21 protein-coding genes are annotated in these 20,226 nt (G+C 70.5%); 15 read left to right on the top strand and 6 right to left on the bottom strand.

The window, feature by feature from the left end:
* The first annotated feature begins 36 nt into the window (after window positions 1–36).
* Window positions 37–1,608 carry a methionine--tRNA ligase gene (metG, locus tag VFF97_RS03235; RefSeq protein ID WP_325032056.1) on the top strand — a complete coding sequence of 524 codons (1,572 nt, stop codon included), beginning with the start codon at window positions 37–39 and terminating at the stop codon, window positions 1,606–1,608.
* A complete protein-coding gene (locus tag VFF97_RS03230) occupies window positions 1,605–2,507 on the top strand; it encodes a TatD family hydrolase (protein ID WP_414684216.1) in 903 nt (300 codons plus the stop codon). The genes metG and VFF97_RS03230 overlap by 4 nt, the downstream gene beginning before the upstream one ends.
* A 2-nt stretch (window positions 2,508–2,509) precedes the next feature.
* Here VFF97_RS03230 and VFF97_RS03225 read toward each other — a convergent pair whose 3' ends face one another.
* A complete protein-coding gene (locus tag VFF97_RS03225; RefSeq protein WP_325032055.1) occupies window positions 2,510–2,671 on the bottom strand; it encodes a hypothetical protein in 162 nt (53 codons plus the stop codon).
* Window positions 2,672–2,862: 191 nt separating this feature from the next.
* Between VFF97_RS03225 and VFF97_RS03220 the strand changes: the two genes are divergently transcribed.
* Together VFF97_RS03220 and VFF97_RS03215 are read left to right on the top strand one after the other, a co-directional pair.
* Window positions 2,863–4,107: an RNA polymerase sigma factor gene (locus tag VFF97_RS03220; RefSeq protein WP_325032054.1), complete on the top strand. Its 1,245-nt coding sequence runs from the start codon at window positions 2,863–2,865 to the stop codon at window positions 4,105–4,107.
* Between the two features lie 28 nt (window positions 4,108–4,135).
* Window positions 4,136–4,510, top strand: a complete 375-nt coding sequence (locus VFF97_RS03215) for a YciI family protein (protein WP_325032053.1) — start codon at window positions 4,136–4,138, stop codon at window positions 4,508–4,510.
* Window positions 4,511–4,522: 12 nt separating this feature from the next.
* Here VFF97_RS03215 and VFF97_RS03210 read toward each other — a convergent pair whose 3' ends face one another.
* Window positions 4,523–5,980, bottom strand: coding sequence for a sugar porter family MFS transporter (locus VFF97_RS03210; RefSeq protein WP_325032052.1), 1,458 nt, complete (start codon window positions 5,978–5,980; stop codon window positions 4,523–4,525).
* 81 nt (window positions 5,981–6,061) lie between these two features.
* Here VFF97_RS03210 and rsmA point away from each other — a divergent pair, with 81 nt between their 5' ends.
* Together rsmA and VFF97_RS03200 are read left to right on the top strand one after the other, a co-directional pair.
* Complete coding sequence (gene rsmA / locus VFF97_RS03205) at window positions 6,062–6,916, top strand: 16S rRNA (adenine(1518)-N(6)/adenine(1519)-N(6))-dimethyltransferase RsmA (RefSeq protein WP_325032051.1); 855 nt, start codon at window positions 6,062–6,064, stop codon at window positions 6,914–6,916.
* A 103-nt stretch (window positions 6,917–7,019) separates the two neighbouring features.
* Window positions 7,020–7,949, top strand: coding sequence for a phosphodiesterase (locus VFF97_RS03200; RefSeq protein WP_325032050.1), 930 nt, complete (start codon window positions 7,020–7,022; stop codon window positions 7,947–7,949).
* Here the strand turns inward: VFF97_RS03200 and VFF97_RS03195 are convergent.
* Window positions 7,897–9,483, bottom strand: coding sequence for a stealth conserved region 3 domain-containing protein (locus VFF97_RS03195; RefSeq protein ID WP_325032049.1), 1,587 nt, complete (start codon window positions 9,481–9,483; stop codon window positions 7,897–7,899). The two genes, VFF97_RS03200 and VFF97_RS03195, sit on opposite strands and share 53 nt — an antisense overlap.
* A 176-nt stretch (window positions 9,484–9,659) precedes the next feature.
* Between VFF97_RS03195 and VFF97_RS03190 the strand changes: the two genes are divergently transcribed.
* Window positions 9,660–10,727 carry an aldo/keto reductase gene (locus tag VFF97_RS03190; protein WP_325032048.1) on the top strand — a complete coding sequence of 356 codons (1,068 nt, stop codon included), beginning with the start codon at window positions 9,660–9,662 and terminating at the stop codon, window positions 10,725–10,727.
* Window positions 10,724–11,650 carry a 4-(cytidine 5'-diphospho)-2-C-methyl-D-erythritol kinase gene (locus VFF97_RS03185; RefSeq protein ID WP_325032047.1) on the top strand — a complete coding sequence of 309 codons (927 nt, stop codon included), beginning with the start codon at window positions 10,724–10,726 and terminating at the stop codon, window positions 11,648–11,650. The genes VFF97_RS03190 and VFF97_RS03185 overlap by 4 nt, the downstream gene beginning before the upstream one ends.
* Window positions 11,651–11,700: 50 nt before the next feature.
* On the opposite strand, the gene VFF97_RS03180 is transcribed toward VFF97_RS03185, so the two are convergent.
* Genes VFF97_RS03180 through VFF97_RS03170 form a run of 3 tightly spaced genes read right to left on the bottom strand, consistent with a single transcriptional unit; the run spans window position 11,701 to window position 13,876 of the window.
* The gene (locus VFF97_RS03180) at window positions 11,701–11,865 is read right to left on the bottom strand and encodes a hypothetical protein (RefSeq protein ID WP_325032046.1); all 165 of its coding nucleotides are present in this window, start codon (window positions 11,863–11,865) and stop codon (window positions 11,701–11,703) included.
* 38 nt (window positions 11,866–11,903) lie between these two features.
* The gene (locus tag VFF97_RS03175; protein WP_325032045.1) at window positions 11,904–12,194 is read right to left on the bottom strand and encodes a metal-sensitive transcriptional regulator; all 291 of its coding nucleotides are present in this window, start codon (window positions 12,192–12,194) and stop codon (window positions 11,904–11,906) included.
* Window positions 12,191–13,876 (bottom strand): FAD-dependent oxidoreductase, encoded by a 1,686-nt coding sequence (locus VFF97_RS03170; RefSeq protein WP_325032044.1) that lies wholly within the window; start codon window positions 13,874–13,876, stop codon window positions 12,191–12,193. Before VFF97_RS03170 ends, VFF97_RS03175 begins: the two co-directional genes overlap by 4 nt.
* A 183-nt stretch (window positions 13,877–14,059) precedes the next feature.
* Here VFF97_RS03170 and VFF97_RS03165 point away from each other — a divergent pair, with 183 nt between their 5' ends.
* From VFF97_RS03165 to VFF97_RS03135, 7 genes are all read left to right on the top strand, one after another.
* On the top strand, window positions 14,060–14,887 hold the full coding sequence (locus tag VFF97_RS03165) for an ABC transporter ATP-binding protein (RefSeq protein ID WP_325032043.1): 828 nt from the start codon (window positions 14,060–14,062) through the stop codon (window positions 14,885–14,887).
* On the top strand, window positions 14,884–15,570 hold the full coding sequence (locus tag VFF97_RS03160) for an ABC transporter permease (RefSeq protein ID WP_325032042.1): 687 nt from the start codon (window positions 14,884–14,886) through the stop codon (window positions 15,568–15,570). The genes VFF97_RS03165 and VFF97_RS03160 overlap by 4 nt, the downstream gene beginning before the upstream one ends.
* Window positions 15,567–16,340 (top strand): ABC transporter permease, encoded by a 774-nt coding sequence (locus VFF97_RS03155; RefSeq protein ID WP_325032041.1) that lies wholly within the window; start codon window positions 15,567–15,569, stop codon window positions 16,338–16,340. Before VFF97_RS03160 ends, VFF97_RS03155 begins: the two co-directional genes overlap by 4 nt.
* A gap of 35 nt (window positions 16,341–16,375) precedes the next feature.
* Window positions 16,376–17,296: an ABC transporter substrate-binding protein gene (locus VFF97_RS03150; protein WP_325032040.1), complete on the top strand. Its 921-nt coding sequence runs from the start codon at window positions 16,376–16,378 to the stop codon at window positions 17,294–17,296.
* Between the two features lie 190 nt (window positions 17,297–17,486).
* Window positions 17,487–17,894 (top strand): RidA family protein, encoded by a 408-nt coding sequence (locus VFF97_RS03145; protein WP_325032039.1) that lies wholly within the window; start codon window positions 17,487–17,489, stop codon window positions 17,892–17,894.
* Window positions 17,895–17,901: 7 nt separating this feature from the next.
* A complete protein-coding gene (locus VFF97_RS03140) occupies window positions 17,902–19,035 on the top strand; it encodes an aminotransferase class V-fold PLP-dependent enzyme (protein ID WP_325032038.1) in 1,134 nt (377 codons plus the stop codon).
* 1 nt (window position 19,036) lies between these two features.
* Window positions 19,037–20,128: an aminotransferase class V-fold PLP-dependent enzyme gene (locus tag VFF97_RS03135; RefSeq protein WP_325032037.1), complete on the top strand. Its 1,092-nt coding sequence runs from the start codon at window positions 19,037–19,039 to the stop codon at window positions 20,126–20,128.
* The last annotated feature ends 98 nt before the right edge of the window (window positions 20,129–20,226 follow it).

Genomic DNA, 20,226 nt, shown 5'->3' with positions numbered 1-20,226 from the left:
GCCGGTCGCGGCATCCGGCCAATCTAGAATCTTCTGGTGACTTCCGGCCGATCCTTCTACATCACGACGCCGATCTACTACCCGAGCGACGTGCCGCACATCGGACACGGCTACACGACCGTGGCCGTCGACACGCTCGCGCGCTGGCACCGCCAGGCGGGTGACGACACGTGGATGCTCACGGGAACCGACGAGCACGGCCAGAAGATGCTGCGCGCGGCATCCGCCAACGGCGTGACGCCGCAGCAGTGGGTCGACAAGCTCGTGGCGGAGTCGTGGTTCCCGCTGCTGGAGGAGCTCGACGTCGCGAACGACGACTTCATCCGCACGACGCAGGAGCGGCATGAGCGCAACGTGCAGGTGTTCTTCCAGGCGCTGTACGACCGTGGGTACATCTACGCGGGCGAGTACGAGGCGCTGTACTGCGTCGGCTGCGAGGAGTTCAAGCCGGAGTCCGAGATCGTCGACGGCACGGGGCCGTTCGAAGGTCTGAAGGTGTGCGTGATCCACTCGAAGCCGCTCGAGCTGCTGCAGGAGAAGAACTACTTCTTCAAGCTGAGCGAGTTCCAGGACCGCCTGCTCGAGCTCTACAAGACGGACTTCATCCGGCCCGAGACGGCCCGCAACGAGGTCGTGTCGTTCGTGAAGCAGGGCCTGAAGGACCTGTCGATCTCGCGGTCGACGTTCGACTGGGGCATCAAGGTGCCCTGGGACGAGTCGCACGTCATCTACGTATGGGTCGACGCGCTCCTCAACTATGCGACGGCCGTCGGCTACGGCTCCGATCCCGAGCAGTTCGCGCGCCGCTGGCCGGCGTACCACGTCGTCGGCAAGGACATCCTGCGCTTCCACGCGGTGATCTGGCCCGCGATGCTCATGGCGGCGGGCGTCGACGTGCCCAAGGGGGTGTTCGCGCACGGCTGGCTGCTCGTGGGCGGCGAGAAGATGTCGAAGTCGAAGCTCACCGGCATCGCGCCGACCGAGATCACGAGCGTGTTCGGGTCGGATGCGTACCGCTACTACTTCCTGTCGGCGATCCCGTTCGGCCACGACGGCTCGTTCTCGTGGGAGGACCTCTCCGCCCGCTACCAGGCCGAGCTCGCGAACGGCTTCGGCAACCTCGCGTCGCGCGTCACCGCGATGATCGGGCGGTACTTCGAGGGCGTCGTGCCGCCTGCCGACGCGTACGAAGAGGGCGATCTGCACATCCAGAAGACCGTGGCGGATGCGGCGGCGGCCGCCGACTCGGCGATCGAGCGGTTCCGCATCGACGAGGCCATCGCCGCGATCTGGACGATCGTCGACGCGCTGAACCTCTACATCACCGAGAACGAGCCGTGGGCGCTCGCGAAGGACGAGTCGAAGCGCGCGCGCCTGGGCACCGTGCTGTACACGGCCGCCGAAGGACTCCGTGCGCTCGCCGTCCTGCTGTCGCCCGTCATGCCGAAGGCCACCGAGAAGCTGTGGGTCGCGCTCGGCGCCGACCAGGCGCTCGGCCGCCTCGTCGAGCAGCCGATCCGGGAGGCGGGGTCGTGGGGCGCCCTGCCGGCCGGCGCGTCGGTCAACGCCCTCGCACCGCTGTTCCCGCGAGTAGAGCAGAGCCAGTGAGCGATCAGAAGCCCGGGGCCGACGTCTCCGGATACATCCGCGCGCGCCATAACGACGGCTCGCGCGACGTCCGGTGGCCCGAGCCGCCCGCGCCGCTCACCGTGCCGGTGTACGACAACCACGCGCACCTCGAGATCTCCGACGGAGACGAGCCCCGAACGCTCCAGGAGCAGCTCGACCTCGCGGAGTCGGTCGGCGTGATCGGCGTCGTGCAGGCGGGCGGCGACATCGAGTCGAGTGTGTGGTCGGCGGATGCCGCGGCATCCGACCCGCGTGTCCTCGCAGCCGTCGCGATCCACCCCAACGAAGCGCCCGCGTACGCGGCCGCGGGGCGGCTCGACATGGCGATCGAGGCGATGGACGAGCTCGCGACGCAGCCGCGCGTGCGCGCGATCGGCGAGACGGGGCTCGATTTCTTCCGCACCGACGAGTCGGGCCGCGATGCGCAGTTCGAGAGCTTCGAGGCGCATATCGGGCTCGCGAAGAAGCACGGGATCGCGATGCAGATCCACGACCGCGACGCGCACGGCGCGGTGCTCGAGACCCTCGAGCGCGTGGGCGCCCCCGACCGCACGGTCTTCCACTGCTTCTCGGGCGACGCCGACATGGCGACCATCGCGGCGGAGCGCGGGTACTACCTGAGCTTCGCGGGCAACGTCACGTTCAAGAATGCGCAGAACCTGCGCGACGCGCTCAAGGTCACGCCGCGCGAGCGGATCCTGGTCGAGACGGATGCGCCGTTCCTCACCCCCACGCCGCACCGCGGCCGCCCGAACGCGCCGTACCTCATCCCGGTGACGGTGCGGTTCATCGCGGCCGAGCTCGGGGTCGAGCTCGACGAGCTGTGCGCGCAGCTCGCAGCGAACACCGTCGACGTGTACGGCGCGTTCGGCGACTGACCTCAGCCGTTGAGGCGGATCGTGGCGCTCGCGGGCAGCGAGGTCAGGTCGTCGGCCAGGCGTGCCCAGAACGAGCGCCGCCGCGTGCGCTCGAGGGGAGGCTCCTCCGCCTCGTGCGGCTCCGGCCGACGCCCGGCGATCGTGGGCGTTCCATCACGGTGCATGTCGTTCACCCTTCGTCTCGGGCGGTCGGTTCTCGGGCCGCCCTCACGTCTTCTACGAACGGCGCGAAGCGTCTTCGACATTCCGAATCGATTCGACCGTCGAACTTCTTTCGCGAAGGGTGTCGAATCGACAGGATCCCGTTCGTAGACCTGATGTGGAGAGGGAGCGCGATCGAGATGGCGGAGTGCTCGTGACGTCGGCCGTCGACGAAGCGGTCGTCCGCGCACACCGAGAGGAGTGGGCGCGGATCGTCGCGGGGCTCATGCGACGGTACGGCGATCTCGACCTCGCCGAAGAGACCGCCGCCGAGGCTTTCGCCAGGGCCGTCGAGCGGTGGCCGGCGGAGGGCGTGCCGCCCAACCCCGGCGGGTGGATCACGACGACCGCGCACCGTGTGGCGATCGACCGGCTCCGCCGCGAAGCGCGCCGCAGCGAGCTGCATCAGGAGGCGCTCATGCTCCAGGACGACTCACCGGCCGAGTTCACGGGCGCGATCGATGACGACCGGCTGCGGCTCGTGTTCACATGCTGCCACCCGGCGCTCTCGATGGAGGCACGCGTCGCACTCACGCTGCGGATCGTCGGCGGACTCACGGTGGCCGAGATCGCGCGCGCATTCCTCGTGCAGGAGACGACGATGGGCCAGCGCATCAGTCGGGCGAAGGCGCGGATCAAGGCCGCTCGGATTCCGTACCGCGTGCCGGAGCGCGAAGACCTTCCGAGCCGTCTCGACGGCGTGCTCACGGTGCTCTACCTGATCTTCAACGAGGGCTATCTCGCCACCGGGGAGGGGGCGGACCCCATCCGCCGCGACCTCACGGGCGAGGCGATCCGGCTCACGCGCCTCGTGCGCGACCTGCTGCCCGAGGCATCCGCCGAACGCGCCGAGGCGACCGGTCTGCTCGCGCTCATGCTCCTCACGGAGGCCCGGGCGGACGCCCGTGTGTCGGCGAAGGGGGAGCTCGTGCGGCTCGACGAGCAGGACCGGGGGTCGTGGAACCGAGCTCTCGTCGACGAGGGTCTCGCGCTCGTCGACGAGCCGGCGGAGACCTTCGCGGGGCGCTACCAGCTCCTCGCGGCGATCAACGCCGTGCACGCCTCGGCGCCGCACGCGCGCGACACGGACTGGTCGCGGATCGTCGCGCTGTACGGACGCCTCGAGCAGCTCGATCCGAATCCGATCGTGACGCTCAACCGGGCGATCGCCGTCTCGGAGTACGACTCGCCCGAAGTCGCCCTCGCCCTCGTCGACGGCCTGGGCGATGCCCTCGACGGTCACCACGCCTTCCACGCGACGCGCGCCGAGCTGCTGCGTCGTGTGGGCCGCGCCTCCGACGCCCTCGCCGCGTACGATCGCGCGATCGAGCTCGCCGGCAACACCGCCGAAGTGGCTCACCTGCGCCGCCGCCGCGCCCAGCTCCCGACGACCCCGTGAACGATCCCGATAAGGAAAGGGGGCCATCATGGCCCAGCAGTACCTCGTCATCCACATGACCGACTCGTCCGGTTCCGCCCTCGCACAGGACGAGGACCGGCGCATGCTCGAGTCCTGGGCGAAGGAGGGCGAGGACGCCGGCCGCCTCGGTCCCGGCGCGCCCGTCGCCGGTCCTGAGGAGGCGAAGTCGGTCGCGGTGCGCGACGGCAAGGTGATCGTCACGGACGGACCGTTCCCCGAGTTCAAGGAGTGGTTCGCCGGCTACGACCTCCTCGAGGCCGAATCGATCGACGAGGCCGCTGCGTACATGGCGAAGCATCCGACCGCCGTCGCCGGGAAGGTGCTGATCCTGCCCGTCGTCATGCTGCCGTGGGAGAGCGAGGACGAAGCGGCGGCCTCGTGAGCGGCATCCGACTCAGGCCGCATCCGCCTTCGCGCCTTTGACCACGAAGAGCGTCTCGGTCTGCTCGAGCTCCATGCCCTTGGTCTCGGGGATCTTCCACGCGACGAACACGAACGACAGCGCTGCGAACAGGGCGTACATGCCGTACGTGAGCGGCAGGGACCACGCCGACAGGGCGGGGAACGTCATCGTGATGGCGAAGTTCGCGATCCATTGGGCGCCGGCGGCGACGCCGAGGGCCTTCCCGCGGATGCGGCTCGGGAAGATCTCCCCGAGGAGCACCCACACGAGCGGACCCCACGATGCGCCGAACCCGACCACGAAGAGGTTCGCGGCGACGAGGGCGATCGGGCCCCACGGGCTGGGCAGGGTGACGTCGGATCCGGATCCCTCCGCGAACGAGAACGAGACGGCCATCAGGCCGAGAGACAGGGTCATGAGCACCGAGCCGGTGAGGAGGATCGGCTTCCGCCCGACACGGTCGACGAGGAAGATCGCGATGAGCGTCACGAGCACGTTCGTGACCGATGTGATGACGCTCGTGAGCAGCGCGCTGCCCTCGCCGAACCCGACCGCGCGCCACAGCGTGGTCGAGTAGTAGAAGATCACGTTGATGCCGACGAACTGCTGGAAGATCGACAGGATGATGCCGATCCACACGATCGGCTGAAGCCCGAACGCCTTGCCGCGGATCGACACGCCCGCGTTCTTGCGGTCGGCCTCGATCGCCGTACGGATCTCGTTCATGGTCTTGTCGAGGTCGGCCGGTGGCACGAGGCGCGCGAAGATGTCGCGTGCCTCGTCGGAGCGCCCCGTCGCGATGAGGAAGCGCGGCGACTCGGGCACGGTGAACGAGAGGATGCCGTACACGGCGGCCGGGACGACGCCGACGATGAACATCCAGCGCCACGCGTCCAGGCCGAACCAGAGCGCCTCATCCGCGCCGCCCGCGCTCGTCGCGAGAAGCGCGTCGCTGAGCAGGGCGACGAAGATGCCGAGCGTGATCGCGAGCTGCTGCAGCGATGCCAGTCCGCCGCGGATCTGGCGCGGCGCGATCTCGGCGATGTAGGCGGGGGCGACGACGGATGCGATGCCGATGCCCAGTCCTCCGACGACCCGCCACAGCCCGAGGTCCCACACCGAGAACGCGAGGCCCGAGCCCAGCGAGCTGACGAAGAACATGATCGCGCCGATGAACATGACCCGCAGGCGCCCCCACTTGTCGGCGAGCGCACCGGCGCTCATGGCTCCGACGGCGCAGCCGAGGAGCGCGATCGCGACGACGAACCCCGTGACGAAGTCGTTGAGGTCGAAGTCCGACCCGATGGAGTCGACAGCGCCGTTGATGACCGACGAGTCGAAGCCGAAAAGGAAGCCGCCCACGGCGGCGGCGACGGCGAGTCCGATGGCCCTCTTCCCGTACGGGCTCTTCAGCGAGAATGCGCCTGTGGGGATGGACTCGCTCGTCATGGGGTCACGATATCGGCGGAGTCGATCGCACGGCAGGGGCCTTGCGGAAGCGGCGGACTCCCGGTTGCTACGGTGAGACGCATGTCGGTTCAGCTTCTCGGCGCCTCCGAGATCCGCGTCCTCGCGGCCGAGCTCGACCTCACCCCCACCAAGAAGCTCGGGCAGAACTTCGTCGTCGATGCGAACACCGTTCGCCGGATCGTGCACGTGGCGGGCGTCGAGCCGGGGGAGCGCGTGGTCGAGGTGGGGCCCGGACTCGGGTCTCTCACGCTCGCGATCCTCGAGGCCGGGGCATCCGTCACCGCCGTCGAGATCGACCATCGTCTGGCGGAGAGGCTGCCCGAGACGGCCGCCGCCCACGGCGTGGACGACGGCGCGCTCACGGTCGTCGACGCCGACGCGCTGCGCGTGACCGAGCTGTCCGGCGACCCGACCGTGCTCGTGGCGAACCTGCCCTACAACGTGTCGGTGCCCGTGCTGCTGCACTTCCTCGAGACGTTCCCCGCGATCGAGCGCGGCGTCGTGATGGTGCAGGCCGAGGTGGGCGAGCGGCTCGCCGCGCAGCCGGGGTCGAAGGTGTACGGCGCCCCGAGCGCCAAGGCCGCCTGGTACGGACCGTGGCGACTGGCGGGGAACATCTCGCGGCAGGTGTTCTGGCCCGTGCCGAACGTCGACAGCGTGCTCGTCGCGTTCCGGCGCGACCCCGAGCCGCGCGGAGACGAGGACGAGCGCCGCCGCACGTTCCGCATCGTCGACGCGGCGTTCCAGCAGCGGCGCAAGATGCTCCGCCAGGCGCTCGCGGGGGTGCTGGGAGGGACGGCCGCCGAGGCATCCGTCGTCCTCGAGGAAGCGGATGTCGCCCCGACCGCCCGCGGCGAGGAGCTGTCGATCGAGGACTTCCAGCGCATCGCGCAGGCCGCGGATCGCTCAATGTGATCCAAGGATTCAGCGGGGATTCACCGCGTCTTTCCGGACCACTGTGATTCGGCGGACCTAAAATCGACGCAGCCCCGGACGACCACGGGGCGGGGAGAGATCGATGCGCACCGCCGAGCATGCGGCGCCCGAACGCACGCTTCTGCACATCAGCGACACCCATCTTCGCGGTCCCGGACCGCGCCTCTTCGACAGCGTCGACGGAGCGGCGAACCTGGCCCGTGCACTCGACGTGATCGAGGCGTCGGGTGTCGCGCCCGACGCGATCGTCTTCACAGGCGACCTCGCCGACCTCGGTGAGCCCGGCGTCTACCGCGACCTGCGCAGCCTCGTCGAGCCGTTCGCCGAGCGGATCGGCGCGCGCGTGCTGTGGGTCATGGGCAACCACGACGAACGCGCCGCGTTCCGTCGAGGTCTCTTCGGCGACGACGAGAGCGCGGGCGACCTGCTGCGGCCGTTCGATCGCGTCGACGAACTCGACGGCCTGCGGGTCATCACGCTCGACACGACCGTTCCGGGCCACCACCACGGCGAGGTGACCGACGAGCAGCTCGAGTGGCTCGCATCCGAGCTCGCGACGCCGGCGCCTCTCGGCACGATCCTCGCGATGCACCACCCGCCGATCCCGAGCGTGCTCGCGCTCGCCGCGAGCGTCGAGCTGCGCGACCAGTCGCGCCTGGCACGCGTGCTGCGCGGCACCGACGTGCGCGCGATCATCGCGGGGCACCTGCACTACTCGACGTTCGCGACGTTCGCGGGGATTCCCGTGTCGGTCGCGTCGTCGACGTGCTACGCGCAGGACCTCACCGTCCCCGTCGGGGGCACGCGGCCGCAGGACGGCGCGCAGGCGTTCAATCTCGTGCACGTGTACGACGACACGGTCGTGCACTCGGTCGTGCCGCTCGACGCGCCGAAGCCGCTCGAGCACATCGACGCCGTCGAGGCTCAGCGCCGCCTGCGCAGCGCCGGCATCGCCGACGTCAGCCGCGCACGGAGGGATGCGCCGACCGAGCCGATTCCCGTTCTGCGGTGATGTCTGCCCGCTCCCACGGCGCGCGCACCGGGAACAAGCGCTCGAGCACCGACCGCAGCGCTCGCACGCGCAGCTCCTCCGGCACGTCCTGATCGGTGCCGCCGTCGTTGAGGCAGAACATGTCGATGTCGCGCCTCTCGGCGAGGCGCTCCATCGTGCGCAGCTGACTCATCGTCGTGGTCTGCACGTACTGCACGCGCGGCCGCGTCGTGGTCACCGCGCGGCCGGTCATGAGCGCGTAGTAGTGGTACAGGCTGTTCGTGACCGAGATGTCGGTCGCCGACCGGAACCGCGTGCCCGCGGTGCGGGCGAAGTCCTCCGCGAACTCGCGCTCCAGCTCGGCCATGACGCTGCGGCGCAGCGGCGCCGCGCAATGCTCGAGATCGCGCGTGATCGTGCGCCCGAAGCGCTCGCGCAGGAGCGCGCGGTTGACCCGCAGCGCGTTGTCGTGACCGCTGCGGTGAGCGGCGGGCTCGCCCGTGCCGATGCGCACACCGGACTCGACGAACTTCGTCACGCCCGCGGGTGTGAAGAACAGCTCGGGCTCGACGGGCCGTCCGAAGAACATGTCGTCGTTGGAGTAGAGGAAGTGCTCGGCGATGCCCGGGATCCGGTGCAGCTGCGCCTCGACGGCGTGCGAGTTGTGGGTCGGCAGCGTTGACGGGTCTGCGAAGAACTCCTCGCTGCGCACGATGCGCACACGCGGATGCTCCACGAGCCATGCCGGGACCGGCGAGTCGGTCGCGATGTAGATGCGCCGCACCCACGGGGCGTACATGTAGACGCTGCGCAGCGCGTAGCGCAGCTCGTCGACGTGCCGGTACCGCGCGGGGGAGTCGTCGCCCTCGCCCACGACGTACTCGGCGAGCTGCGCGGCGCGCTGCCGCTGGAACTCGCTCGACGAGCCGTCCACCCACGAGAAGACGATGTCGACGTCGCTGCGGAACTCGTCGGGGAGCGGGTCGAACATGCCGTCGATCGTGCGCCACACGCGGCCGTGCTGCTCCACCGTCGTGTAGCGCACGTCCTCGGCAGGCGTCGCGCGCCGCAGGAGCAGGTTCTCGTCGGGCGCCTCGATGAGGGTGTCGCCGAAGCGCCAGAACTCGACGCGTGCGGCGAGCGACGCGCCGTAGCGGAGCGTGCGCCGCGGGGTGATCCTCGGCCGGTACACGCGCACCGCGAAAGGCTCGGAGCTCAGGGGCGCGGCATCCGTCGCCAGCATCGGCGGCCGGCGCTTGCCCTTGACGTAGAAGGGGTCGTGCGCGAGCGACCGCAGTGCCGCGAACGCGTCGTCACGGCGGTCGAGGTCGACCACGATCGCGGGCGTCGAGCGGTCGCGGCGGATGAGCAGCATCGGCACGTCGGCGGCGTCGAACGCGTCCGCGACGGCGAGCAGATCGTCGATGCGCGCCTGCCAGCCGGGGACGTCGTCATGCACGAGGTGCAGGATCCCGCGGTCGAGCACGACGTCCGGCCTCGTGAGCAGGGCGTCTGCGGGTTCGCGGCGCGCGGGGAGCGCGGACAATCTCACCATCGCGGCTTCCTCCTTTCGATCAAGACGGATGCCTCCCGCCGGGGTCGACGGAAGGACACCCTAGCCAGCCGGTGTTTCGCCGGCGTTTCCGGTCGTGGTCGAGGACCAGCGTGTACCGTCTCGAGACGTCGTTCGACCCCGTCGCCGCGGGGGGTCGCGGGCGCTAGCCTGAAAGGATGACCGACGCACCGCGCTTCCGGCCCGACGTCCTCGACATCCACCGTCCCTATACCGCAGCCGGAGACCGGTACTCGGTCACCGACTATCGCCAGGTGGGGGCGTCTGGTCTCTATCTTCCCCCAATTTCGCTCGGGCTGTGGTGGAACTTCGGCGACAACATCCCGCTCGACAACCAGCGGGCCCTGCTCCGGCATGCGTTCGACAAGGGGATCACGCACTTCGACCTCGCGAACAACTACGGCCCGCCCTACGGCTCCGCCGAGAAGAACTTCGGCCGGATCTTCGCGGAGGACTTCCGGCCGTATCGCGATGAGCTGATCATCTCGTCGAAGGCCGGCTGGGACATGTGGCCCGGGCCGTACGGAGACTTCGCGTCGCGCAAGTACATCCTCGCGAGCGCCGACCAGTCGCTGACGCGCATGGGGCTCGACTACGTCGACATCTTCTACTCGCACCGGGCCGACCCGGTCACGCCGATCGAGGAGACGATCGGCGCCCTCGACACTCTCGTGCGGCAGGGCAAGGCGCTGTACGTGGGCATCTCCTCGTACAGCGAGAAGCGCACCGCGGCGGCGGCGGCATGCGCGCGGTCGATGGGGACGCCGCTCGTGATCCACCAGCCCGCGTACTCGATCCTCAACCGCTGGATCGAGGACGGCCTGACCGGTGTGCTCAAGCAGGAGGGCATCGGCGCGATCGCGTTCACGCCGCTCGCCCAGGGGCTGCTGACGAGCCGCTACCTCGAGGACGGCACGGCGCAGCGCGCCCAGCAGCGGTCGTCGCTGCCCGGCGGGAAGCTGAGCGAGAAGGCGCTGGCCGCTCTGCGAAGCCTCGACGTCGTGGCGAAGGAGCGCGGCCAGACGCTCGCCCAGATGGCGATCCAGTGGGTGCTGCGCGACCCGGTCGTGGCATCCGCCCTCATCGGCGCGTCGAGGACCGACCAGCTCGACGAGAACCTCGCCGCGCTCGACGGTCCGGCGTTCACGACGGAGGAGCTCGAGCAGATCGACGCGGCGGCCGACAGCATCGACGTGGACCTCTGGGCGGAGTCGACCGAGCTGTGAGCGAAGCGCTCGCGACCGAGCGCGTCCACGCGAGGGCGCCGGGCAAGCTGAACCTCTTCTTCGAGGTCGGCGCCGTGCAGGACGACGGCTATCACGACGTCGCGTCCGCCTATCAGGCGGTGTCGCTGTACGAGGAGGTGTGGGCGGAGCCGTCGCCCGAGTTCACCGTGTCGGTGAGCGGCACGGTCGACGTGTCGGGCGTGCCCGCCGACGACCGCAATCTCGCGCTGCGCGCGGCGCGCCTCGTCGCGAAGGAGCTCGGGCACGAGGGCGGCGTGCACCTCGAGATCGTCAAGCGCGTGCCGGTCGCCGGTGGCATGGGCGGGGGGTCGGCGGATGCCGCGGCGGCGCTCGTCGCATGCGACGCGCTGTGGGGCGCCGAGCTCGGCTCCGCGCACCTGCAGCGGCTCGGCGCGAAGCTCGGCGCGGACGTGCCGTTCGCGCTCATGGGCGGCACGGCGATCGGCACCGGACGCGGAGACCGCTTGAACCCGGCCCTCGCGCAGGGTCGCTTCGACTGGGTGATCGTCCCGTTCGACGGGGGCCTCTCGACGCCCGAGGTGTATCGGCACCTCGACTCGCTGCGCGAGGGGCCCGACATCGCACCGCCGCTGCGCGGTCCGTCGGTCGACCCCGCCGTGCTCCATGCGCTGCGCGCGGGGGATCCCGTCGCACTCGCGCAGTGCGTGCGCAACGACCTGCAGCCGGCCGCGCTCTCGCTGCAGCCCGAGCTGCGCGAGACGCTCGAGCTCGGCGAGAGCGCCGGAGCGCTGGCCGGAATGGTCTCCGGCTCGGGACCGACGGTCGCGTTCCTCACGCTCGGCGCCGAAGCGGCGCTCGACCTGCAGGTCTCGCTCACCGCGGCGGGCTACAACGCCCTCCACGTGCACGGCCCGGTACCGGGGGCGCGCGTCGTCGGGTGAGCGACCGCGGCCATGGCCGACCGGGCACCCCCCGGGAGGGGGTCAGCGGATCAGCGGCCGAAGAGCGACGCGAACAGGCCTCTGCGCTCGGCGGGTGCGTCGTGACCTTGGCAGCGAGCGGATGCGGGCACGCCGGCGAGGGCCGACTCGACGTGCTGTCCGCAGCCGGTCCAGGTGGCCTTGCCGCACGTGGTGCAGGTGATCCTCTGGCACATGATGGGTCTCCGTGGTTCGGTCAGGGGGGTGGTTCGGGTCAGGCGAGCGCCATGAAGAGCTTCTCGAGCTCCTCGACGGTGAGGCCTTCGGCGTCGGCCGCGGCATCCGGGTCGAGCACGCAGTCCCGCATCGCTGCCGAGACGATGGCGAAGCCCGCGCGGTCGAGCGCGCTCGACACCGCCGAGAGCTGCGTGACGATGTCGCGGCAGGATGCGCCCGACTCGATCGCGCCGATCACGGCGGCGAGCTGGCCCTGAGCGCGCCGCAGGCGGTGGGAGATGCGCTTGCGCGTGGCCGCCTGCTCTTCGGGTGTTCCGGTGATCATCATGCGAAGACTCCCTCGGTCTGGAGGATGTGGTCGATGTCGGCGCCGTGCCACTGGCGCAGGGTCTGGATACCGCCCGAGAGCGAGGCCGAGTCGAACCCGGCGCCCACGAGCACGCGGTGCGCGATGTTGGCGCGCACACCGGCCGCGCACAGCACGCGGACGGGACGGCCGGACGCGGCATCCGTCACCTCGTCGAGGCGGCCCCGCAGCTCGGTGTGCGGGATGTTGAGCGCACCCGGGATGTGCCCGGTCGCGAACTCGGCGCGCGTTCGCACGTCGAGCACGAGCGCGTCAGCGGCGACCTGCTCGACCTCGTCGGCGTACCACAGGCGGAGACGCCCGTTGAGGACGTTCTCGGCGACCATGCCGACGAGGTTGACGGCGTCCTTCGCCTGGCCGTAGATCGGCGAGTACGCGAGGTCGAGGTCGATGAGGTCGGGAGCGGCGAGGCCGGCGCGCAGCGCGGTGGCGAGCACGTCGATGCGCTTGTCGACGCCCTCGACCCCGACCGCCTGAGCGCCCAGGAGGCGCCCGTCGGACGCGGCGATGTGCACGACGAGGTGCATCGGCGCGGCGCCGGGGAAGTAGCCCGCGTGCTGGTTCGGGTGCAGGTGCAGGGTCCGGTACTCGATCCCGGCGGCATCGAGCGACGCGCGGTTGGCGCCGGTCATCGCGGCGGTCAGCTCGCCGACCCGGATGATGGCGGTGCCTGCGGCGGACGGGATGGGCCGCGCGCCGGTCATGCCGAAGATGTCGTCGGCGATGAGGCGGCCCGCGCGGTTCGCGGGCCCGGCGAGCGCGACCGGGCGGGAGACGCCGGTGACGGCATCCGTCGACAGCGTCGCGTCACCCGCGGCCCACACGCGCTCCGCCGACGTGCGGCCGCGCGCGTCGACGACGATCGCGCCGCGCACCGTCTGGATGCCGGCCGACTCGGCGAAGGCCGTGTCGGGGCGTACGCCGACGGAGAGCACGACGAGGTCGGTGTCGATCGCGGTTCCGTCCGAGAGGACGACGGATGCCGCATCCGGCCGGTCATCGATCCGGTCGGCGGCGACACCGTCGTGCACGCCGATGCCGAGGCGGACCAGCTCGTCGCGCACGAGCGTGGCGAGCTCCCGCTCGAGAGGGGGCAGGACGTGCGGGGCGAGCTCGACGACGTCGACGGCCAGTCCCGCGGCGCGCAGCGACTCGGCGGCCTCGAGGCCGATGAAGCCGGCGCCGAGCACCACGGCGCGCCGGGCGCCGGACTCGACGCCGTCGCGCAGGGCGACCGCGTCGCCGACCGTGCGCAGCGTGTGCACGCGCGGGGAGTCGAGTCCCGCCAGCGGCGGACGCACGGGCGCCGCACCGGGGGCGAGCACCAGCGCGTCGTACGCGATCGTGACAGGGCCCTCGGGTGAGCTCGCGGTCACCGTGCGCGTGGTCGTGTCGATCGCGACGACCTCGTGGCCGGTGCGCACGTCCAGGTTGAGCGAGGCTCGCAGCGTCTCGGGCGTGTGCAGCAGGAGGGCGGATGCGTCCTCGATCTCGCCGCCCACGTAGTAGGGCAGGCCGCAGTTCGCGAACGACACCTCGGGCCCGCGCTCGAGCACGATGATCTCGGCCGACTCGTCGTGCCGCCGCGCGCGGGCGGCGGTGCTCATGCCGGCTGCGACTCCGCCGACGATCACGATGCGCATCTGTCTCTCCTCTATACCCCTAGGGGTATCCGTGGTCTTGGAGATCAAGATACCCCCAGGGGTATAGGAACGCAAATCGGGATCCGGCTCGGGGGCGCATCGAATCCCGCCATCCGACCCTCTGTGTCGTAGGGGTCCGGTACCGTGGGGACACCCTGACACCGACCCGAAGGCGACGAACGCGTGATCGAATTCGCCGATGTCACGAAGCGGTTCCCCGACGGCACGGTCGCCGTCGAAGGGTTCAGCATCGTGATGCCCGCGCGGCGCACGACAGTGCTGGTCGGGTCGTCCGGAAGCGGCAAGACCACGCTGCTGCGAATGATCAACCGCATGGTCGATCCCACCTCCGGCACCGTCTCGATCGACGGCGAAGACGTCGCGGGGCGCGACCCCGTGCGCCTGCGGCGCAGCATCGGCTACGTCATGCAGAACTCCGGCCTCATGCCGCACTTCACGGTGGCCGAGAACATCGCCACGGTTCCCGTGCTCGAGGGCGCCTCACGGCGCGATGCCCGCCGCCGCGCGCTCGAGCTCATGCAGACGGTGGGCCTCGACGAGGGCATGGCCGACCGGTATCCGAGCCAGCTCTCGGGCGGGCAGCAGCAGCGGGTCGGCGTCGCGCGGGGGCTCGCGGCCGACCCGAACATCCTCCTGATGGACGAGCCCTTCGGGGCCGTCGACCCGATCGTGCGCGCCGAGCTCCAGCAGGAGGTCATCCGCCTCCAGCGCGAGCTCCACAAGACGGTCGTGTTCGTGACGCACGACATCGACGAGGCCTTCCTCCTGGGCGACCAGGTGGTGATTCTCGAGACGGGGGCGCAGATCGCGCAGGTGGGCAGCCCGAGCGAGATCATCGAAGACCCGGCATCCGACTTCGTCGTGTCGTTCATCGGCGCCGACCGCGGTCGCCGGGCTCTGCGGCTCAAGCAGACGGCGCGCGGCACGGTTGTCGTCGACACCGAGGGGCGCACGCAGGGTGCGCTGGTCGCCGAGGCGGATGCTCCGTGAGCTGGGTGCTCGACAACCTCGACCTCATCTGGTCGCTGACGCTCGTCCACCTGCGGCAGAGCCTCATCCCGATCGTGCTCGGCTTCGTGATCTCGGTGCCGATCGGGTGGATCGCGTGGCGGTTCCGTCTGCTTCGCAGCCCGATCGTCATCGTGACCGGCCTGCTCTACACGATCCCGTCGCTCGCGCTCCTCGCGATCCTCCCCGGAGTCATCGGCGTGCCCGCGTTCTCCGAGGTGAACCTCATCCTCGCGCTCACGATCTACGCCGTCGCGCTGCTCGTGCGCTCGGTCGTCGACGGGTTCGACTCGGTCGACGCGGATGTGCGCCTCGCCGCCGCCGCGATGGGCTTCGGCGGCCCCCGGCGCTTCTTCACGGTCGACCTGCCACTCGCAGGTCCCGTGCTGCTCGCGGGACTCCGCGTCACCGCCGCGAGCACGATCGCCCTCGCCACCGTGGGCGTGCTCGTGGGCGTCACGAACCTCGGGTACCTCTTCACGAACGGACTGCAGCGCCGCATCGTCGCCGAGGTGTTCGCCGGCATGGTCGCCGTGGCGCTCATCGCGCTCGTCGTCGATCTCGCCCTCGTGCTGCTCGGGCGCGTGCTCATGCCGTGGCTGCGCGCGATGGCGACCCGGCGGCGCGGCATCCGGATCGGCCTCGGGGCGGAGGCGACGACGTGAACCTCTTCCTCGACGCGTTCGCGTGGCTCTTCTCGCCCGAGCGGCTCGAAGGGCCGACGTCGATTCCGGTCGCGCTCGCGGAGCACCTCGCCTACACCGCGATCTCGGTGCTCATCGCGGCAGCGGTCGCCGTTCCGCTCGGGTGGCTCATCGGGCACACGGGCCGCGGTCGCGACGTCGCGGTCGCGGTCTCGGGCGCGGCGCGAGCGATCCCGTCGTTCGGACTTCTCGTGTTGCTGGTGATGCTCATCGGAGTCCTTCACAAACCCGAGGCGGCCGTCATCAGCTACGTGCTGCTCGCGATCCCGTCGATCCTCGCCGGCGCGTACTCCGGGTTCGAGGCGATCGACCGCGACGTCATCGGCGCCTCACGCGCGATCGGAATGACGCCGTGGCAGGTGCTGTGGCGCGTCGAGGTGCCGCTCGGCCTCCCGCTGCTCGTGGCGGGCCTGCGGGCGGCGACGCTGCAGGTCGTGGCGACGGTCACGATCGGGGCGTACGTCGGCCTCGGCGGGCTCGGGCAGTACATCATCGCCGGCATTCCGCTGCGCCGCTACGACATGGTCCTCGGCGGCGCGCTCCTCGTCGCCGCGCTCGCACTCGTGCTCGACGGGCTCTTCGCGCTCACGCAGCGCGCCGTCGTGCCGCGCGGCGTGCGCGCGACGCGCGCGGCGGGCCCCGGCGCGCCCGGTTCGTCCGGCGGTGCGGCGGTCGCGGCATCCGAGGCCGATGCCGTGGGCCGACCCGGTCGCAGCCCCGTTCTCACGTGAGAAGTCCCGAAGTCCCCACCAGAAGGAGATCCCCCATGTTCACACGCAAGAAGTCCCGGATCGCCGGCGCACTCCTGGCGGGCACGGTCGCGGCCCTGGTGCTCGCGGGCTGCTCGTCGAGCGATCCGCTCGACCCCGGCACCGACGGCGGCGACACGGATGCCCCGAGCGACACGATCGTCGTCGGCTCGCAGGCGTACTACTCGAACGAGATCATCGCCGAGATCTACGCCCAGGCGCTCGAGAACGCCGGCTTCGAGGTCGAGCGCCAGTTCAACATCGGTCAGCGCGACGCGTACATCCCGGCGCTCGAGAACGGCGAGGTCGATCTGTTCCCCGAGTACAGCGGCAACCTGCTGCAGTTCTTCGACCCGGAGACGACCGCCCGCACCTCGGAGGACGTGTACGCAGCCCTTCCCGACGCGCTCCCCGACGGGCTCGTCGTGCTCGACCAGTCGACGGCCAGCGACCAGGACTCGTACACCGTGACGGCCGCGTTCGCCGAGCAGTACGAGCTGGCGACGATCCCCGACCTGGCGAACGTCACCGAGCCGCTCAAGCTCGGCGGCCCGCCCGAGCTCGCGGAGCGCCCGTACGGTCCGACCGGCCTGCTCGACACGTACGGCATCGAGGTCGAGTTCACGCCGACCGGTGACACGACGGTCGAGGACCTCGTCGCCGGCACCGTCAACGTCGCGAACGTCTTCACCGCCGACCCGCGCATCCAGACCGAGGACCTCGTCGTGCTGGACGACCCCGAGGGCCTGTTCCTCGCGTCCAACGTCGTGCCGGTCGCGAACGCCGAGATCGCCGACGAGATCGCCGACGTCATCAACGCCGTCAGCGCGGCGCTCACGCCCGAGGGTCTCGTGGCGCTGAACGTCCAGAGCACGCAGGACCAGCTCTCGGCGGAGGACATCGCGTCGCAGTGGCTGGAGGAGAACGGGCTCGTCTGACGCGAGTCGCTCTCGAAGGACGCCCCCGCCCGCGCGGAGACCGCGGGCGGGGGCGTCACTCGTCGTGCGCTGTTCGACGCCGTTCCGACGACACCCGCATCGCCGCTTCCGCCGCGCGGGAACGTCCTTCCTTTCGCGACCGGCGTGGCCGATGATCACGGGAATCGCTTCGCGAAGGAGGACGATACCGATGACCAGCAGCCGCCGAGTGATCGCGCCGTGGCCCGGCGATGACCAGATCGCCTACCTGCAAGGAGGCATCGAGACGACGGGGGGCAAGATCCTCTGGCTGTCCGGCACGACCGCGACGCGCGAGCGCCAGGCGCAGCATGTCGGCGACATCGCGGCCCAGGCCGTCCTCGCCCTCGAGAAGACCGGCGAGTCGCTGCGCGAAGCCGGTTACGAATGGTCGGACGTCGTCCGGCTGAACTGGTATGTGAAGGCCAGTCATCTGGACGAGTTCTGGGCGGTCGGGAACGACGCGGTGGGCCGATTCCTCGCGGACGCCGGATGCAAGGCGGCGGGCGTGTTTCTTGCGGTCGCGAGTCTCGCGCACCCCGACGTGCTCTGCGAGTTCGAGGCGACGGCGGTCAAGTGAGACGCTGATGCGACGATCGGGTCTCGCGACTCCGCGTCGGGTCGAGAGGGACGGCGCGGACGATGTGTTCGCCGAGGTCGAGAAGGACTTCGCCGTTCGCGACGGGTGGGTCTACCTCCAGTCCGCCGGCGCCGGACTCGCCTTTCCCGGGGCCGCCGACGCGGCGGGTCGGTACTTCCGCGATGTGGCCGCCCTCGGCTGCGACGCGCAGCAGAGGTGGCGGGCGGAAGCCGATGGCGCGAAGGAGAGATCGGCCCGCCTGCTGAGCGTCCCCGCGGACGAGGTCGGCTTCTTCCGCAACACGAGCGAGGTGATCAACCTCGCCGCGAACAGTGTGGTGTGGTCCCCGGGCGACGAGGTTGTGGTGTTCGCGGACGATTATCCGTGCAACGTCCTCGCGTGGACGAGTGCTGAGCAGCGCGGCGCCACCATCGTGCGGGTGCGCCCGCGCGACCCGGCGACTCGCGAGGACGATCTTCTCGACGCGATCACGCCCCGCACGCGTGTCGTGTGCGTCTCGCACGTCCACCCGTGGACCGGTGTCGCGCTCGACCTCACCCGGATCGGTGCCGCGTGTCGCGACGTGGACGCTCTGCTGTTCGTCGACGGGATCCAGGCGCTCGGCGCCATCCCCGTGGATCTCACCCTCGTCGACGTGTACGGCGCGGGCGTCTTCAAGTGGCTCCTGTCCGGGTTCGGCACCGCGATCGGAGTGTTCCGGGAGCGGGCGCGAGAGGCGCTGACGCCGATCTTCCGCAGTTACGGCAACCCCGCTCCCAGTGCCTCCTTCAGCTACGCGGCGCCGAATTTCCCGGGCCTGTACGTGCTGAATGCGACGCTCGATTACCTGGAGCAAGTCGGGTGGCCGTGGATCCACGCACGAGTCCGCGATCTCGCGGGAAGCGTGATCTCCGGCCTCGAGAGCAGAGGGATTCCCGTCGTCACGCCGATGGAGCTGCGCGCAGGCATCGTCGCGATCGAGACCCCTGATTCCGCCCGCGTCGCGGACGCGCTGCGGGAGCGTCGCGTCTCGGTCTCCGATCGTGCGGGCCGGACCCTCGTCTCACCCCATTTCTACAACTCCACGCGCGACATCGACCGTTTCATCGACGCGCTCGACGACGTCCTCGCGACGATGTGAGATGCCGCACGACCTCGACCGGCGCCTTCGGCGCGACTTCCCCTACCGCACCGGCCGCGTCTACCTGAACTCGGCCGGAGCAGGTCTGCCGTGGGTGGGCGCGCAGCGCGCCGCGGCCGCTCATTTCGCCGACATCGCGCGACGGGGCGCGGAGGCGCGATCCGGATGGCTGGAGGTGGAGGAGTCGGCTCGAGAGCGTGTATCGCGGATGCTGCGGCTCCCGCACGCCGACATCGCGTTCCTGCACAGCACGACCGAAGTGATGAGCCTCGCCGCGGCGAGCATGGCGTGGAAGGCCGGAGACGAGGTCGTCTTCCCCGCCGACGACTTCCCGACGGTGGTGCTGGCGTGGCAGGGCGCGCGGGCCGCGGGCGCACACCTCGTCTCCGTTCCGATCGACGACGAAGCCCGCCGCACGGACCTGCTCTTGGCGGCCGTCACCTCTCGCACGCGCGTCGTCGCCGTCACGCACGTCAACGCCACGACCGGCACACGCGTCGATCTCGATCGCCTGGGTGCGGCCTGCCGCGACGTGGGGGCGCTCCTAGTCGTCGACGGCATCGAGGCGCTCGGATCCATCCCCGTCGACTTCGGCCCCGTGGACGTGTACGGCGCGGGTGTGTTCAAGTGGCTGCTGTCGGGCTTCGGGACCGCGATCGGGGTCTTCCGCGAGCGCGCTCGTGCGGTGCTGACACCGGCGTGCCGCGGCTATCGCAACCCACCGCCGAGTCGGCGATTCGAGTATTCCGAGCCGAACTTCCCCGGGCTCGCGGTGCTGGATGCCACCCTGGCGTATCTCGAGGACGTGGGCTGGGACACGGTCCACCGGCGTGTGAAGGAGCTGACGGCCATGGTCGATGCTTCCGTCCGTCGACACGGGCTCGTCATCGTGACACCGCCGCAGCGGGGCGGGATCGTATCCTTCGCGCACCGGGATGCGGATGCCGTCGTCGAGCGGCTCCGCGCCGACGGAGTGGACGTCGTGTCGAAGGGCGGACTCGTGCGCGTCTCGCCGCATTTCTACAACACGCCGGACGACATCAGTCGCTTCGACGCCGCCTTGGGCGCGGCCCTCGTCGAGACGAGCGGCTGACTCGCGGCTCCGCGTACCCTTGTCGAGGGCACGCGGCGGACATCGGGCGCCCACCTTCGACGCCGGGCCCGCCCGACCCATCCCATGCCTGGGCGAGG

Origin of the sequence: Microbacterium sp. (assembly GCF_035687345.1) — a bacterium.
GTDB lineage: Bacteria > Actinomycetota > Actinomycetes > Actinomycetales > Microbacteriaceae > Microbacterium.
This window is presented reverse-complemented; position numbering and strand designations above follow the sequence as displayed.